This window comes from Bacillus sp. FSL K6-2971 (assembly GCF_038006405.1).
GTDB classification, from domain to species: Bacteria; Bacillota; Bacilli; order Bacillales; family Bacillaceae; genus Bacillus; species Bacillus pumilus.
In genome coordinates this window covers 2,558,676-2,573,186 of sequence record NZ_JBBOVD010000001.1, presented here as the reverse complement: position 1 = coordinate 2,573,186, position 14,511 = coordinate 2,558,676, and the positions used below count along the sequence as shown (strand labels likewise).

Sequence of the window (14,511 nt, the reverse complement as noted above, 5' to 3'; positions counted from 1 at the left end):
AACGAAAGGTTTCTAAGAAAAAAGAAACAGATCTCGAAATAGATTGAATTAGGGTGAAGGAGTGGTTGTATGCCTCATTTTCTTGTGCTGAATGGGCCCAATTTAAATAGGCTCGGCAAAAGAGAGCCGGCTGTTTACGGAAGTAAGACGCTGACAGATTTAGAAACGGATTTGTTCCAGTTTGCAGAAAGAGCCAATATCCAGTTAACGTTCTTTCAATCGAATCACGAAGGAGATTTGATTGATGCGCTCCACGAGGCAGAAGATCAGTACGATGGAGTCGTGTTTAACCCGGGGGCTTTTACACACTACAGCTATGCCCTAAGAGATGCCATTGCAAGTATTTCTTTATCCGTTGTTGAAGTACATATCTCAAACGTTCATAAGAGAGAGGAATTCCGCCATCATTCTGTACTTGCTCCAGTATGCCAAGGGCAAATCGTTGGTCTTGGTTTAGAAGGGTATAAATTGGCGATTCGTTATTTAGTGAGTGAAGGGGGAGCAGTATCATGAAACTTGAAAAGTTAAGAACACTTTTATCTGAATTAGAGATCGATGGTCTAGTCATTACGAGCAGCTTTAATTTACAATACATGACCAACTTTACTGGCTCAGCCGGTCTCGCCGTTGTTTCAAAGGACCGGGCAGCTTTTATCACGGATTTCCGTTATACAGAGCAAGCGAAGGACCAAGTAAAAGGCTTCGACATTATTGAACATAAAGGAAACATCGTAGAAACAGCAGCTCAAACGGCAAAGGAATTTGGGATCAAACGCCTTGGGTTTGAACAAAACCATATGACATTTGCCACTTACCAGCAGTATGCAGGTAAAGCAGGTGATATTGAGCTTGTTCCGGTCTCAGAATCAGTTGAAAAGTTGCGCTTGATTAAGTCTAGTGAAGAGATTAAGATATTAGAGGAAGCTGCGAAGATTGCAGATCACGCCTTTGATCATATTCTCACTTACATCAAGCCGGGCTTGACGGAAATTGCTGTCATGAACGAGCTTGAATTTTTCATGAGAAAAGAAGGCGCTGAAGGATCTTCATTCGATATGATTGTCGCCTCAGGTGTTCGTTCAAGCCTACCGCACGGAAGAGCGAGTGAAAAGGTGATTGAATCTGGTGATTTAGTCACACTCGATTTCGGTGCTTACTATAAAGGGTATTGTTCTGATATGACAAGAACGATTGCTGTTGGCACACCGAGCGATAAGCTAAAGGAAATTTATCATATCGTATTAGAAGCAGAAAACGCTGGTGTGGATAGAATCAAGCCAGGCTTAACAGGAAAAGAAGCTGATCGCATCACACGTGACATCATTGAAAAGTATGGCTATGGTCAATACTTCGGGCATTCAACTGGCCACGGGCTAGGGATGGAAGTACATGAAGCGCCAGGCCTTTCCTCACGATCAGAGGTCGTCTTAGAAAAAGGAATGGTCGTGACAGTTGAGCCGGGAATTTACTTGCCGGATGTCGGCGGCGTGAGAATTGAGGATGATATTGTCCTGACAGTTGACGGCAATAAACGATTGACCCACTCACCGAAAGAACTTATCATATTATGATGGTGAAATGTAGGAGGATGACAAAATGATTTCAGTAAACGATTTTCGTACAGGCCTGACAATTGAAGTGGACGGCGGTATTTGGCGTGTAGTGGATTTCCAACACGTAAAGCCAGGGAAAGGCGCAGCGTTTGTTCGTTCGAAACTGCGTAACCTACGTACTGGTGCTATTCAAGAAAAAACATTCCGTGCAGGCGAAAAAGTAGCGAAAGCTCAAATCGAAACAAAAACAATGCAATACTTGTATGCAAATGGCGACCAGCATGTCTTCATGGATACAAGTTCTTATGAGCAGCTTGAACTAAGTGAAACACAAATTAAAGATGAGCTGAAATATTTGCTAGAAAATATGTCGGTTCATATTGTGATGTACGGTGCTGAAACACTTGGAGTAGAACTTCCAAACACGGTAGAACTAGAAGTAGTAGAAACAGAGCCTGGTATTAAAGGCGACACAACATCAGGCGGATCAAAACCTGCAAAAACAGAAACTGGTTTAATCGTCAACGTTCCTTTCTTTGTGAACCAAGGAGATAAACTAGTCATTAATACATCAGACGGTTCATACGTGTCAAGAGCGTAATGAATGAAGAAAGACTGTAAACCTCGTGTTTACAGTCTTTTTTTATTGTAAAACATGTAAGACTCCCCAAAAGGCAGGCCTTCTCTCAATTCTCTCATTCATCTCTTTTCCTTCCTGAAAAACAAGACTACTTCCAGCTAGACAAGCATATAGTGTAAAAAAAGCTGGAGGTTCTATATGAAACAATTTCTCCCAGGTCTACATCCATCAGTCGCTGCGATGGCAGGCATGAGGTTTTTATCGGCAGCGATTGAACTGACGGCCGCCATCCTCATTTTAGTCACAAATGACGTTCGAAAAGCGGTTGTCATCAATAGTATATTGGCGATCATTGGGCCGCTCATTTTTATTATCACGATGACGATTGGAATCTATCAAATCGCAGGGCAGTTATCCTATGCCAAGCTCGTCTTTATTTTCATTGGTGTCGTATTTATTCTTGTTGGGATCTATAAGTGAAACGGCTTGGCATAATTAACGGCTCCCATCATACATTTTAGAGAAGAAAAAAAGGAGGGGAATTCGTTGCGGAGTTTGTTGGATATTCTCCCGCACTCGATTGGACAAGAACTTAGACTGCTAAAAGAAGCAGAATGGGATCAAATAGAAGAAATCCGCATTCGCACGGATCGTCCTATTGAATTAATGCAAAGAGGAAAACCGCGCTTTCTTTCTTATCACACAACAGGAGAAGATGCGTCTCAGCTATTAGGCAGGCTGAGCAATTACAGCATGTACACACTTGAAGAGGAGCTAAAGCAAGGCTACATCACCATTTCGGGCGGACACCGGGTGGGACTTGCAGGAAAGGTGATCGTTGAAAACGGCATTGTCAAAGGATTAAGAGATATCTCTTCATTTAATATCCGCATCGCAAAAGAAAAAGTCGGGATTGCGCTTCCCTTTCTTCCCTATTTATATGACGAGGACTGGTGCAATACACTGATCATTGGTCCACCGCAAACAGGGAAAACAACATTATTGCGGGATATAGCAAGACTGGCTAGTACAGGCACAAAAGCAATTCCTCCTAAAAAAACAGGCATTATAGATGAGCGTTCAGAAATCGCTGGGTGTATAAGAGGGGTGCCGCAGCACCAGTTTGGACACCGGGTGGATGTGCTCGATGCGTGTCCAAAGGCTGAGGGCTTGATGATGATGATTCGGTCTATGAGTCCAGAGGTCATGATTGTCGATGAAATCGGAAAAAACGAGGATGTGCAGGCACTATTAGAAGCGATTCATGCTGGGGTCACCATTATCGTTTCCGTTCATGGCTATTCACTTGAAGATGTGTATAAACGCCCATCATTGAAGCCGTTATGGGAGCTTCGAGTGTTTGAACGATATGTTGAATTAAATCGCAAGGACGGTCCCGGCACGATCGGGCGGATATATGACCAAGACGGACAAGAAATGAAATGGAGGCGGGGAGTGGACGTATGTTAAAGCTCATTGGCGCTATCTTGATTGTCGCGGCTACGACTTGGGGAGGGTTCGAGTTTGCCAAACGATATAGCGACCGGCCGAAACAAATTCGGCAGCTCCGGTTTGCGCTCCAGTCTCTTGAAGCTGAAATTATGTATGGTCAAACACCGCTAGCGCGTGCAGCAGAGCAAATTGCGTCGCAAGTAGGTCCTCCTGTGAATCGGTTATTTGAACAATTTGCAGAAAAGCTGAAAGTTGGAACCTTTTCTGCACGGCATGCATGGAATGAGAGTCTTGAGGGTGTTTGGAAAAAAACCGTCTTAAAAAAAGGCGAATATGAGGCACTGAGGCACTTTGGAGAAACACTTGGCCAGCATGATGTCACGTCTCAGCAAAAATATATCAAGCTTGCTTTAGGTCATTTGGAATCGGAGGAGAAGGAAGCTGAAATCGCCCAAGCCAAAAATGAAAAAATGGTCAGAAGCCTCGGATTTTTAAGCGGATTACTACTGATTCTTTTATTGATGTGAGAGGAAGGGAGTCGAGAGCATGGGCGTTGATGTAAACGTCATTTTTCAAATTGCGGGAGTAGGCATCGTTGTGGCATTCCTCCATACGATTTTAGATCAAATGGGGAAAAAGGAGTACGCTCAGTGGGTCACGCTGCTTGGGTTTATCTACATTTTGTTTATGGTGGCAACCATTGTAGATGATTTGTTTAAAAAGATTAAAGCCGTATTTCTATTTCAAGGATAGGGGAGGGCTTACAAATCGACATCATACAAATTGTTGGACTTGGTTTAATCGCTACTTTTTTAGCATTAATCGTCAAAGAACAAAAGCCAACCTTCGCCTTTATGCTTGTTGTATTTACAGGGTGTGTGATCTTTCTTTATTTAATAGATCAAATCTATGCCATTATCTCGATGATAGAAAAAATTGCGGCAAGTGCCGGCGTCAATATGAAGTATGTTGAAACCATTTTAAAAATTATTGGCATTGCCTATATTGCGGAATTCGGCGCCCAGCTGACAAAAGATGCTGGACAAGGCGCCATTGCATCAAAAATAGAGCTTGGCGGCAAAATTCTCATCTTGGTCATGGCAGTCCCCATTTTAACAGTCATCATTGAGACCATCTTAGGTATGATCCCGTCCATGACTTAATTGAAAAGAGGTGATGACAATGAAACGGGTGACAGCTGTTATGGGACTGATGCTTTTCTTCTGGCTGATCGCTCCGCACGCAGGCGCAGAAGAAAAAGAGCCTTTATCAAATGAAGCACCAGCAGCAGAAGAAGTGGCGACTGGACAGGCTGATGCACTTGAGCTTCATTCCATCAGTGACTTTTGGGAAACCATATTGGACGAGTATGGCGGCTTTCTGCCAGAAAGCCAAAAAGGAACAGTGAAGGAAATGATTGATGGCGATAAAGAGCTGTCTCCCCAGACATGCCTGAAAGCCTTTGTTCATTATCTTTTTCACGAGGTCATCGCAAACGGAAAGCTCCTTGGCACACTGATTTTACTCACCATCTTTTGTTCGCTTTTACAGCTTTTGCAGAATGCATTTGAACAAAGCACTGTCAGTAAAGTCGCATACGCACTTGTTTATATGGTGCTGATCATTATTGCACTCAACAGCTTTCATGTGGCGATTTCTTATGCAACAGAAGCCATTCAAACGATGACCAGTTTTATTCTTGCTCTTATTCCTCTGTTATTAGCACTGATTGCTTCATCAGGCGGGCTTGTCTCAGCCGGATTCTTTCATCCCGTTATTTTATTTTTGATGAATACGAGCGGCGTTTTTATTCAATATGTCGTTCTTCCGCTTATTTTTTTATCAGCGATATTGAGCATTGTCAGTACGCTGACTGAACAATACAAGGTTACCCAGCTTGCCCAGCTGTTAAGAAATGCGGCGATAGGCGGGTTAGCCGTTTTTTTAACTGTCTTTCTTGGCGTCATTTCTGTGCAAGGTGCATCTGCTGCGGTTACGGATGGTATCGCACTTCGTACAGCCAAATTTATTACCGGAAATTTCATCCCCGTCCTTGGCAGAATGTTTACAGATGCGACGGATACCGTCATCAGTGCCTCTGTATTACTTAAAAATACGGTCGGACTTGTTGGCGTCGCTATTCTCATTTCAATTGCCGCTTTCCCTGCGATTAAAGTGCTCTCGCTAGCCCTTATATATAAGCTTGCCGCAGCCGTTCTTCAACCATTAGGAGGCGGACCGATTATCAGCTGCCTTGATGTCATTTCTAAAAGTGTGCTTTATATCTTTGCTGCACTTGCTGTCGTGTCGCTCATGTTCTTTTTAAGCATTACCGTCATTATTACTGCTGGCAACCTGACCATGATGATGAAGTAAGGAGGGACACCTTTTGAGTTTTCTCACGGAATGGATCACAAGTATTATTCTCTTTATCTTATTTGCGATTGTCATTGATCTTCTACTTCCCAATTCAAGCATGCAAAAATATGCCAAAATGGTCGTCAGCCTCCTGTTGATTGTGGTGATGCTCAATCCGATTTTTGCTTTATTTCGGGCAGACCCTGACCAAATTTTCTCAGAATTGATGAAGGGAAAAGAAGAAGCACAGTCAGAAGAAATAAAAAATCAGATGAATTTAGAAAAAAAAGAAATACAAGCCTCTCAGCGTGCATATATTTTAAAGCAAATGGCTGTCCAACTAGAAAAAAGCGCAAAGGAGCCACTGGAGAAGGAGAGCTATGAAATGAAACACGTAGAAGTGCTGGCAGATGAAGAGCACCTGGATCAGAATATGGAGGCGGATCAATTTCGCATCAAAGCAGTTCTTTCCCCGCTCACAGGTGATGCTGTAGAAACGGTGGCAAAGGTGGACATTGATCTCTCCAGGCAAAAGGAGGAAAGCACTGGATCTTCTAGCAAAGAGATCAAGAGGGTGAAAGAGACGCTTGCTGATGTTTGGAATACGAGTCCTGAGCACATTGCGCTGAACATTGAGGGAGGTGACGCAGCAGATCATGAATAACAAGGACTGGAAACAAAAGCTGAAATCATTCTTGCAGCCGCCTGAAAAAGGTGAAGGGAAACCAAAATTAACGAAGCACCATTACTTGCTGCTTGTATTCATCATCGGCGTATCTTTCATGTTAGTCAGTCAGATCTTGTCACCGCCATCAAGCAAAGAACAAGCTGCTGTTCCTGCTTCTAAAAAAACAACCTCACAAGAGCAGGAGGTATTCAAGCCGGCATCGTCAAGTAAATCAAAGAATTCGATTGAAGATGTGGAGCAAGAATACGAAAATCAGCTGAAAGAAATTTTAGAGACCATTATTGGCGTTGAGGATGTATCGATTGTGGTCAATGTAGACGCAACTTCTTTAAAAGTGTTTGAAAAAAACAAATCCAATAAAAGCACAACGACCGAAGAAACAGATAAAGAAGGCGGCGTGCGAAGTGTCACCGATCAAACAAAAGAAGAAGAAATCGTCATCATCAAAAATGGCAATGAAGAAACGCCAGTCGTGGTGCAAACGAAAAAACCAGATATTCGAGGTGTTCTCGTTGTTGCTCAAGGAGTAGACAACGTTCAAATAAAGAAAACCATTATTGAAGCGGTTACACGAGTGCTTGATGTACCGAGCCATAGAGTGGCTGTTGCCCCTAAAAAAATCAAGGAGGATTCGGAATGATGTTAAAAAAACAAACGGTTTGGCTATTAACGATGCTAAGTTTAGTTGTCGTCTTAAGTGTGTACTATATCATGTCTCCACAAGGTGAAAATGCAGTGACAGTAGATGAGATGAAATCAAAAGGAACGGAAGAGAAAAAGACTGAACCAGAAAAAGGAATGGACAAAGGAACGGAAAAAGGAACGGAAAAAGGCGCTGATGAGAAGTCCACTGACAAAGAAACAAATGGTAAACAAGAGGATATCGAAACAAGCGGTGAAGAAGGAAAGGCTGTGTCAGAGCAAACAGACGACGAGCTTTTTACAACATACAGATTAGAGCTTGAAGATAAACGAAGCAAACAGCGTGAAGAGTTCAACGAAATCGTATCCAGTGATGATGCAACAGCACAAGAAAAAAGCGAAGCTTATGACCAAATGACAGCGCTTAGTGAAGCAGAAGGAACGGAGCGTCAGCTCGAAACCTTAATTAAAACAAAAGGTTATAAAGATGCGCTAGTGAGTGCAGAGGGAGATAAAGTGAGCATCACAGTTCGTTCTGACAAAAAATCAAAGTCCCAAGCGGCCGATATTATTGATATGGTCACAAAAGAAATGAGAGGTCTTGATAACGTAGCGGTCACTTTTGAGCCCTCCAATGAATAAAAAATGAACAGGCGCCCTTTGCCGTAAAGGGCGTTTTTTGATGCGGTTTGGCGCCCTCTTCAAGGTGCTCTCGCAAAGCGCTTCGCCACAATATTAGTTGAATTCATTGAAATCCTCCTGTAAGATGGTTATAGTATGTACTTTTAGTACTAGCCTATAAGAAAAAGATAAATCCATACATAGGGGTGCAAATCCATGTTAAAAATTGAAGAAATTCATGAACTGATTAAATTAATTGACGAATCAACAATTGATGAATTTACGTACGAAAACGAAGGTGCAAAAATCAAACTAAAGAAAAATAAAGAAGTCGTTCAGCAAGTAGCGGCACCAGTGGCTCCTGTCCAAGCAGCTCCAGCTCAACAAGCTCCTAAAGCACAAGCTCCAGCTCAGACCGAAGCCCCTGCACAAGAGGCAGCTGCGTCTGAAAATCTGCATAAAATCACATCCCCAATGGTTGGCACATTTTATGCTTCATCTTCACCAGAAGCAGATCCATATGTGACATCAGGTTCTAAGGTGAAGGAAAACACAGTTGTGTGCATCGTAGAAGCGATGAAACTGTTTAATGAAATCGAAGCAGAAGTAAAAGGTGAAATCGTCGAAGTATTAGCTGAGAACGGTCAGCTTGTAGAATTCGGACAACCCCTCTTTCTAGTGAAAGCAGAGTAAGGAGTACGATCATGATTAAAAAGCTATTAATTGCAAACAGAGGAGAAATCGCAGTTAGAATTATCCGCGCTTGTAAAGAGCTTGGAATTGAAACAGTTGCGGTATTTTCTGAAGCGGATCGCGATGCGCTTCATGTTCAAATGGCTGATGAAGCATATTGCATCGGACCGACTGCTTCAAAAGATAGTTATTTAAATGTCACGAATATTGTCAGTGTAGCCAAATTAACTGGGACAGATGCCATCCATCCAGGATACGGCTTCCTTGCTGAAAATGCAGACTTCGCAGAGCTTTGCGAGGAATGCAATGTCATCTTTGTTGGGCCAACTGCATCAGCGATTTCCAAAATGGGAACGAAAGATGTCGCAAGGGAAACAATGAAAGATGCTGGCGTTCCGATTGTTCCTGGTTCTCAAGGAATTGTAAAAGATCTTGATGATGCTGTTTCAACAGCAGCAAGTATTGGGTATCCTGTGATTATAAAAGCAACTGCCGGCGGCGGAGGTAAAGGAATCCGTGTGGCTCGTACCGAAGAAGAGCTCATTAACGGTGTCACCATCACGCAGCAGGAAGCAGCGCAAAACTTTGGTAATCCTGGCGTCTATTTAGAAAAGTTCATTGAAGACTTTAGACACGTGGAAATCCAAGTGCTAGCAGATCAGCATGGCAATACCATTCATTTAGGAGAGCGTGATTGCTCGATTCAAAGAAGAATGCAAAAGCTTCTTGAAGAAACGCCATCACCAGCGCTGAATGCAGACATCCGTGAGCAAATGGGTGAAGCAGCTGTAAAAGCTGCAGAAGCTGTTGAATACACTGGTGCTGGAACAGTCGAATTCATTTATGATTATAATGAAGAGAAGTTCTACTTCATGGAAATGAATACCCGTATTCAAGTAGAGCATCCTGTAACAGAAATGGTCACAGGTGTTGACTTGATCAAAGAACAAATTAAAGTCGCATCAGGTGAGAAGCTTTCTCTTACACAAGAGGATGTCGTATATGAAGGATGGGCAATCGAATGCCGTATTAATGCAGAGAACCCAGAGAAAAACTTCATGCCTTCAGCTGGTGAAATTAAAATGTATCTTCCGCCAGGCGGTCTAGGAGTACGTGTTGATTCTGCCGCTTATCCGGGCTATGTAATTCCGCCATATTACGATAGTATGATTGCAAAGGTGATCACATATGGTAAGACGAGAGAAGAAGCGATTGCGAGAATGAAACGCTCGCTTCAAGAGTTCGTCATTGAAGGAGTCTACACAACGATCCCATTCCATCTAAGATTGCTTGAGCATGAAACATTTGTGAGTGGTAATTTTAATACGAAGTTTTTAGAAACATACCAAATCATGAAATAATCACAGCTTTCGGAGGTGAATGATCGTGTCAGATAACAATTTGCTTGAAATGAACCTTGATGAAGATCAATTGGGAAAAGTGCAAATTGCACCAGAAGTGATTGAGGTCATTGCTGGGATCGCCGCTTCAGAAGTCGAAGGCATTGCCGAAATGCGCGGCAATTTCGCTGCTGATGTAGCAGAACGCTTTGGTAAGAAAAATCACCGTAAAGGTGTGAAAGTAGATGTCTCTGATGAAGGCATCACAATCGATGTATATTGTGTGGTTGAATTTGGCCTATCCATTCCAAAGGTATCCACTGCTGTACAAGAAAATATCCGTCAAACTCTTTTGAACATGACTGCTTTAACGATTAATGAAATCAATATTCATGTCGTTGGTATTCAATTTGATACTAAAGCATCTGAGGCTGAAGTAGATCAAGAAATATAAAAAAAGAGTTCAAGTGAAACCAAGGAGGCATTGCCTCTTTGGTTTTTTAAAGCCCATTTTTGGGTCATTTCCGAATAATAATGATCTCACACGTGAATTGATTCGTTTTTCGTGACAGCTCGCATGGATCTTGGTGCGACCACGGTCAAAATATGTTATGATCTCTGTATGGCTTAACGACAAGCGGATAAAGTGGTTAAAGGAGTAAATAATGAAAAGAAGAACTGCAAGAGAAAAGGCGCTACAAACATTATTTCAAATTGATGTGAGCAATATTGATCCGAAAGAGGCCATTACACATGCGCTGGATGAACAAGAATCAGATCCTTTTTTCGAGGAGCTGGTTTTCGGTGTGCTTGAACAAAAGGACAAGCTCGATGACATGATTTCACAGCATTTAGTGAATTGGAAACTCGATCGTATTGCAAACGTAGACAGAGCCATTTTAAGGCTGTCTGTGTACGAGATGGTGTATCAAGAAGATATCCCGGTTAGTGTCTCAATGAATGAAGCGATTGAACTGGCCAAATTATTCGGTGACGATAAAGCATCGAAATTTGTAAATGGAGTACTTTCAAACATTAAAAACGACCTAAAGCAGCAATAGGAGGATTCGACATGACAGCAACAATCATCGATGGGAAAGAAACAGCAAAAGAAAAGCGTGAGCAATTAGCAAAAGAAGTAGAAGAGCTAAAACAAAAAGGTGTCACACCTGGTCTTGCCGTTATTCTAATCGGTGATGATCCGGCTTCACTTTCTTACGTACGCGGGAAGAAAAAAGCAGCAGAAGCAATGGGGATGCATTTCCAGCTAGATCATTTAGATGCTTCTTTAACAGAAGAAGCATTGCTTCAGCTGATTGATCAGTACAATGCGAGCGATCAATTCCACGGGATTCTTGTTCAGCTTCCACTGCCAAAACATATTTCTGAAAAAGCCGTGATTGAACGTATTTCACCTGAAAAAGATGTTGATGGTTTCCATCCATTGAATATCGGGAAAATGCTCCTTGGGGAAGACACATTCCTTCCATGCACACCAGCAGGCATTGTTGAATTACTAAATAAAACGGGCGTCAGTCTTTCTGGAAAAGAAGTCGTTGTTGTCGGACGCAGCAATATTGTCGGTAAACCAGTAGGACAATTGCTGTTAAACGAAAACGCAACGGTTACTTATTGCCATTCAAGAACAACGAATATTTCAGAACATACGTTGAAAGCGGATATTTTAGTTGTTGCCGTCGGTCGAGCAAACTTTATTAAAGCTGACCAAATTAAAGAAGGCGCTATTGTGATCGATGTAGGAGTCAATCGTTTGGATACTGGAAAGCTTGTTGGAGATGTTGATTTTGAAGAGGCAAAAGAAAAAGCTTCTTATATCACACCAGTCCCTGGCGGAGTCGGTCCAATGACGATTACGATGCTTGCACATAATACGGTTAAATCAGCAAAACGTACATTAGCATAAGCTTTATCCATTCATCCACCTGCATGCTGCTGGTGGATGAATGTGCGTTTTTGAAGAGGAGGAATACGTCATGAGTGAAAAAGCCTTTGTGACGGTCACAGCCCTTACAAAATACATAAAAAGAAAATTTGATGTTGATCCGCATTTAGAAGATATTTGGATCAAAGGTGAGCTATCCAATGTCAAGATTCATTCAAGAGGACATGTGTACTTCACCTTAAAAGACGAAAATGCACGCATGCAAGCTGTCATGTTCCAGCGCTCTGCGGCGAAGCTGCCTTTTTCACCTAAGAGTGGAATGAAGGTGTTTGTACGAGGCGGAATTCAAGTCTATGAACCAAGCGGTAACTATCAATTATATGCAAAAGAAATGCAGCCTGATGGTGTTGGTGCTCTTCATCTTGCTTATGAAGAGCTGAAGAAAAAGCTAGCAAGCGAAGGCTTATTTGATGCGCGCTATAAAAAAACAATCCCCGAATATCCAGAGGTTGTTGGTGTCATTACGTCTCCAACAGGAGCGGCTGTTCGAGATGTCATTACGACCATCAATCGGCGCTATCAGCAGGCGAAAATCATTGTGCTTCCGGCGCTCGTTCAAGGTGAGCATGCGACCCGTTCCATCGTAGAGCGAATTAAGGAAGCGAATGAAAAACAGCTCTGTGATGTCTTGATTGTCGGAAGAGGAGGCGGTTCGATTGAAGAGCTTTGGGCTTTTAATGAAGAAGCTGTCGCAAGAGCCATCTTCGCATCAGACATTCCAATCATATCTGCAGTTGGACACGAAACAGACTTTACGATCAGTGATTTCACTGCAGATATGAGAGCACCCACACCAACAGGAGCAGCCGAACTTGCTGTTCCAAGCACGACCGATTTAATTGAACGAATCAAATCAATCGATATACGGCTAACAAGAGCGGTAAAGAATCGAACCTCACAAGCGAAGGATCGTCTTGTGGCGCTGCAATCCTCTTATGCCTTCCGTTTTCCAAAACGATTACAGGAGCAAAAAGAGCAGCAATTCGATTTGGTGTTTGACCGTTTTCAAAAACAGCTGACGAGACAAATTGAGCAAAAACGCAGTCAGCTAGACCGCCAGACATACAGGCTGAAGCCGCTTCACCCTAAAGAGCAGCTGCTTCAAGCGAAAAAACGCCACGCCAATGAAACAGAACAGCTCATTCGCAGTATGAATGTGCAAATGAAAACAATTCATTCGCAGTTCCAATCGGTTCTTGGTAAACTAAATGCATTAAATCCACTTCAAGTGATGGAAAGAGGCTACAGCTTAGCCTATAAAGAATATGAACTAATAAAAAGTGTGAACCAAGTAGAGCCGAAGGATCAGCTGACCATCACGATGAGGGATGGACGTCTGATTTGTGAGGTTATTGAGAAGGAGGGGCAATCAACATGACAGAATCCAATAAACAAAAAGAAGAACAAATGACATTTGAAGAGGCGATGAAAGGTCTTGAGGAGATTGTGGGAAAGCTCGAAGAAGGAGATGTACCACTTGAGCAGGCCATTCATTATTTTCAAGAAGGCATGACCCTTTCGAAGCTTTGTCATGAAAAATTACAGCATGTTGAAAAGCAAATGGATTTCATTTTAAAAGAGGACGGTGAGCTGGCTCCCTTCTCAGTGAAGGAGGCAGATGCTGGTGACAAGTAATTTAAATGAATTTTTAACAACACGAAAGCAGGCCATTGAAGATTATTTATTTACATATGTTCAGGAATTGACGATTCCTGAAGACCTGAAATCTTCTATGCTCTATTCTCTTAAAGCGGGCGGGAAAAGGCTTCGACCTGTTCTCGTTCTTGCTCTTCTAAATGCCTACGGTAAAAACGAAGAAGACGGTATACCTGTCGGCTGTGCGGTTGAGATGATTCATACGTATTCATTGATACATGACGACCTTCCTTGCATGGACGACGATGACCTTCGCAGAGGAAAACCGACGAATCATAAAGTGTACGGAGAAGCAACAGCGGTTCTTGCAGGTGATGCCCTTTTAACAGAAAGCTTCCGCCTGATTACATCTCAGCTGTCTAGCGGCGTCTCAGCTGACAAAAAGCTCAGAATTGTGGATGAGCTTGTAAAGTCAGCAGGTGCACTAGGAATGGTTGGCGGTCAATTTGACGACATGGAAGCAGAGCAAAAACAAGTATCGCTTGCTGAACTAGAATCCATTCACGCCCGTAAAACAGGAAAGCTTCTCACATTCAGTGTCGCAGCAGGTGCAATGCTGGCAGGAGCATCAGATGACGATATCGAAAAGCTAAGGGAATTCAGCTATCATATTGGCATTGCGTTTCAAATCCGTGATGATATTTTAGATCTCGAAGGAAGCGAAGAAAAAATCGGAAAACGGGTCGGCTCTGATACAGCAAATGAAAAGTCGACATATCCTTCTTTATTAACGCTTTCAGGAGCAAAAGAAAAGCTGCATGAGCACATCACACGTGCAAAAGAAATTGTCTCAAATCTTCAATTAGAGCAGCAATTGCTGCATGATTTATGTGATCTAATTGCCTCAAGAGATCATTAAAAACAGCCTAGATTTGAGGGTCCTCGAGCAATTGTGGTAAACTGTAAACAGTTTATTATGATGAGACAACTCTTATTCCCTATTGGTTTTCAAAGGAATAAGGCAT

The 14,511-nt window shown here is 42.5% G+C and carries 20 protein-coding genes; all 20 read left to right on the top strand.

The annotated features are described in order from the left end of the window. The first annotated feature begins 69 nt into the window (after positions 1-69). The 20 genes from aroQ to MHI33_RS13565 all read left to right on the top strand — a co-directional run bounded on the left by aroQ (position 70) and on the right by MHI33_RS13565 (position 14,405). Positions 70-513, top strand: coding sequence for a type II 3-dehydroquinate dehydratase (gene aroQ, locus MHI33_RS13660; protein ID WP_003215787.1), 444 nt, complete (start codon positions 70-72; stop codon positions 511-513). Then, the gene (locus MHI33_RS13655) at positions 507-1,571 is read left to right on the top strand and encodes a M24 family metallopeptidase (protein WP_196769264.1); all 1,065 of its coding nucleotides are present in this window, start codon (positions 507-509) and stop codon (positions 1,569-1,571) included. Before aroQ ends, MHI33_RS13655 begins: the two co-directional genes overlap by 7 nt. A gap of 25 nt (positions 1,572-1,596) precedes the next feature. After that, positions 1,597-2,154, top strand: a complete 558-nt coding sequence (gene efp, locus MHI33_RS13650) for an elongation factor P (protein ID WP_003215497.1) — start codon at positions 1,597-1,599, stop codon at positions 2,152-2,154. Positions 2,155-2,331: 177 nt separating this feature from the next. Further along, positions 2,332-2,613 carry a YqhV family protein gene (locus tag MHI33_RS13645; RefSeq protein WP_050943774.1) on the top strand — a complete coding sequence of 94 codons (282 nt, stop codon included), beginning with the start codon at positions 2,332-2,334 and terminating at the stop codon, positions 2,611-2,613. A 66-nt stretch (positions 2,614-2,679) separates the two neighbouring features. Then, positions 2,680-3,603 (top strand): stage III sporulation protein AA, encoded by a 924-nt coding sequence (spoIIIAA, locus tag MHI33_RS13640; RefSeq protein WP_065098389.1) that lies wholly within the window; start codon positions 2,680-2,682, stop codon positions 3,601-3,603. Then, positions 3,597-4,112 carry a stage III sporulation protein SpoIIIAB gene (gene spoIIIAB / locus MHI33_RS13635; protein WP_065098388.1) on the top strand — a complete coding sequence of 172 codons (516 nt, stop codon included), beginning with the start codon at positions 3,597-3,599 and terminating at the stop codon, positions 4,110-4,112. Before spoIIIAA ends, spoIIIAB begins: the two co-directional genes overlap by 7 nt. Positions 4,113-4,131: 19 nt before the next feature. Continuing rightward, on the top strand, positions 4,132-4,338 hold the full coding sequence (spoIIIAC, locus tag MHI33_RS13630; RefSeq protein ID WP_003153142.1) for a stage III sporulation protein AC: 207 nt from the start codon (positions 4,132-4,134) through the stop codon (positions 4,336-4,338). Then, a complete protein-coding gene (spoIIIAD, locus tag MHI33_RS13625) occupies positions 4,335-4,748 on the top strand; it encodes a stage III sporulation protein AD (protein WP_095117840.1) in 414 nt (137 codons plus the stop codon). The genes spoIIIAC and spoIIIAD overlap by 4 nt, the downstream gene beginning before the upstream one ends. A gap of 19 nt (positions 4,749-4,767) precedes the next feature. After that, positions 4,768-5,961, top strand: a complete 1,194-nt coding sequence (gene spoIIIAE, locus MHI33_RS13620) for a stage III sporulation protein AE (protein WP_340911979.1) — start codon at positions 4,768-4,770, stop codon at positions 5,959-5,961. 13 nt (positions 5,962-5,974) lie between these two features. Next, entirely contained in the window at positions 5,975-6,607 is a 633-nt protein-coding gene (gene spoIIIAF / locus MHI33_RS13615; RefSeq protein ID WP_185108554.1) for a stage III sporulation protein AF, read from the top strand. Next, on the top strand, positions 6,600-7,271 hold the full coding sequence (gene spoIIIAG, locus MHI33_RS13610) for a stage III sporulation protein AG (protein WP_012010535.1): 672 nt from the start codon (positions 6,600-6,602) through the stop codon (positions 7,269-7,271). The genes spoIIIAF and spoIIIAG overlap by 8 nt, the downstream gene beginning before the upstream one ends. After that, the gene (locus MHI33_RS13605; RefSeq protein ID WP_340913839.1) at positions 7,271-7,915 is read left to right on the top strand and encodes a SpoIIIAH-like family protein; all 645 of its coding nucleotides are present in this window, start codon (positions 7,271-7,273) and stop codon (positions 7,913-7,915) included. The genes spoIIIAG and MHI33_RS13605 overlap by 1 nt, the downstream gene beginning before the upstream one ends. A 195-nt stretch (positions 7,916-8,110) precedes the next feature. Then, positions 8,111-8,587 carry an acetyl-CoA carboxylase biotin carboxyl carrier protein gene (gene accB / locus MHI33_RS13600; RefSeq protein WP_003215926.1) on the top strand — a complete coding sequence of 159 codons (477 nt, stop codon included), beginning with the start codon at positions 8,111-8,113 and terminating at the stop codon, positions 8,585-8,587. A gap of 11 nt (positions 8,588-8,598) precedes the next feature. Next, complete coding sequence (gene accC, locus MHI33_RS13595) at positions 8,599-9,948, top strand: acetyl-CoA carboxylase biotin carboxylase subunit (RefSeq protein ID WP_003215702.1); 1,350 nt, start codon at positions 8,599-8,601, stop codon at positions 9,946-9,948. 25 nt (positions 9,949-9,973) lie between these two features. Continuing rightward, entirely contained in the window at positions 9,974-10,381 is a 408-nt protein-coding gene (locus tag MHI33_RS13590; protein WP_065098385.1) for an Asp23/Gls24 family envelope stress response protein, read from the top strand. Between the two features lie 211 nt (positions 10,382-10,592). After that, on the top strand, positions 10,593-10,988 hold the full coding sequence (gene nusB / locus MHI33_RS13585; RefSeq protein WP_003216031.1) for a transcription antitermination factor NusB: 396 nt from the start codon (positions 10,593-10,595) through the stop codon (positions 10,986-10,988). Positions 10,989-10,999: 11 nt separating this feature from the next. Beyond that, the gene (gene folD, locus MHI33_RS13580) at positions 11,000-11,851 is read left to right on the top strand and encodes a bifunctional methylenetetrahydrofolate dehydrogenase/methenyltetrahydrofolate cyclohydrolase FolD (protein ID WP_044140995.1); all 852 of its coding nucleotides are present in this window, start codon (positions 11,000-11,002) and stop codon (positions 11,849-11,851) included. A 70-nt stretch (positions 11,852-11,921) separates the two neighbouring features. Next, on the top strand, positions 11,922-13,268 hold the full coding sequence (gene xseA, locus MHI33_RS13575; protein WP_340911971.1) for an exodeoxyribonuclease VII large subunit: 1,347 nt from the start codon (positions 11,922-11,924) through the stop codon (positions 13,266-13,268). Then, a complete protein-coding gene (locus tag MHI33_RS13570) occupies positions 13,265-13,525 on the top strand; it encodes an exodeoxyribonuclease VII small subunit (RefSeq protein WP_003215880.1) in 261 nt (86 codons plus the stop codon). The genes xseA and MHI33_RS13570 overlap by 4 nt, the downstream gene beginning before the upstream one ends. Further along, positions 13,509-14,405: a polyprenyl synthetase family protein gene (locus tag MHI33_RS13565; RefSeq protein WP_221450765.1), complete on the top strand. Its 897-nt coding sequence runs from the start codon at positions 13,509-13,511 to the stop codon at positions 14,403-14,405. The genes MHI33_RS13570 and MHI33_RS13565 overlap by 17 nt, the downstream gene beginning before the upstream one ends. Positions 14,406-14,511 lie beyond the last annotated feature (106 nt).

Excerpts from the sequence above, each read along its gene's own strand:
- accB (WP_003215926.1), top strand. The coding sequence starts at position 8,111 with ATGTTAAAAATTGAAGAAATTCATGAACTGATTAAATTAATTGACGAA.
- MHI33_RS13645 (WP_050943774.1), top strand. The coding sequence starts at position 2,332 with ATGAAACAATTTCTCCCAGGTCTACATCCATCAGTCGCTGCGATGGCA.
- aroQ (WP_003215787.1), top strand. The coding sequence starts at position 70 with ATGCCTCATTTTCTTGTGCTGAATGGGCCCAATTTAAATAGGCTCGGC.
- folD (WP_044140995.1), top strand. The coding sequence starts at position 11,000 with ATGACAGCAACAATCATCGATGGGAAAGAAACAGCAAAAGAAAAGCGT.
- MHI33_RS13565 (WP_221450765.1), top strand. The coding sequence starts at position 13,509 with ATGCTGGTGACAAGTAATTTAAATGAATTTTTAACAACACGAAAGCAG.
- spoIIIAG (WP_012010535.1), top strand. The coding sequence starts at position 6,600 with ATGAATAACAAGGACTGGAAACAAAAGCTGAAATCATTCTTGCAGCCG.
- spoIIIAC (WP_003153142.1), top strand. The coding sequence starts at position 4,132 with ATGGGCGTTGATGTAAACGTCATTTTTCAAATTGCGGGAGTAGGCATC.
- spoIIIAE (WP_340911979.1), top strand. The coding sequence starts at position 4,768 with ATGAAACGGGTGACAGCTGTTATGGGACTGATGCTTTTCTTCTGGCTG.
- accC (WP_003215702.1), top strand. The coding sequence starts at position 8,599 with ATGATTAAAAAGCTATTAATTGCAAACAGAGGAGAAATCGCAGTTAGA.
- nusB (WP_003216031.1), top strand. The coding sequence starts at position 10,593 with ATGAAAAGAAGAACTGCAAGAGAAAAGGCGCTACAAACATTATTTCAA.
- MHI33_RS13570 (WP_003215880.1), top strand. The coding sequence starts at position 13,265 with ATGACAGAATCCAATAAACAAAAAGAAGAACAAATGACATTTGAAGAG.
- xseA (WP_340911971.1), top strand. The coding sequence starts at position 11,922 with ATGAGTGAAAAAGCCTTTGTGACGGTCACAGCCCTTACAAAATACATA.
- spoIIIAB (WP_065098388.1), top strand. The coding sequence starts at position 3,597 with ATGTTAAAGCTCATTGGCGCTATCTTGATTGTCGCGGCTACGACTTGG.
- MHI33_RS13605 (WP_340913839.1), top strand. The coding sequence starts at position 7,271 with ATGTTAAAAAAACAAACGGTTTGGCTATTAACGATGCTAAGTTTAGTT.
- efp (WP_003215497.1), top strand. The coding sequence starts at position 1,597 with ATGATTTCAGTAAACGATTTTCGTACAGGCCTGACAATTGAAGTGGAC.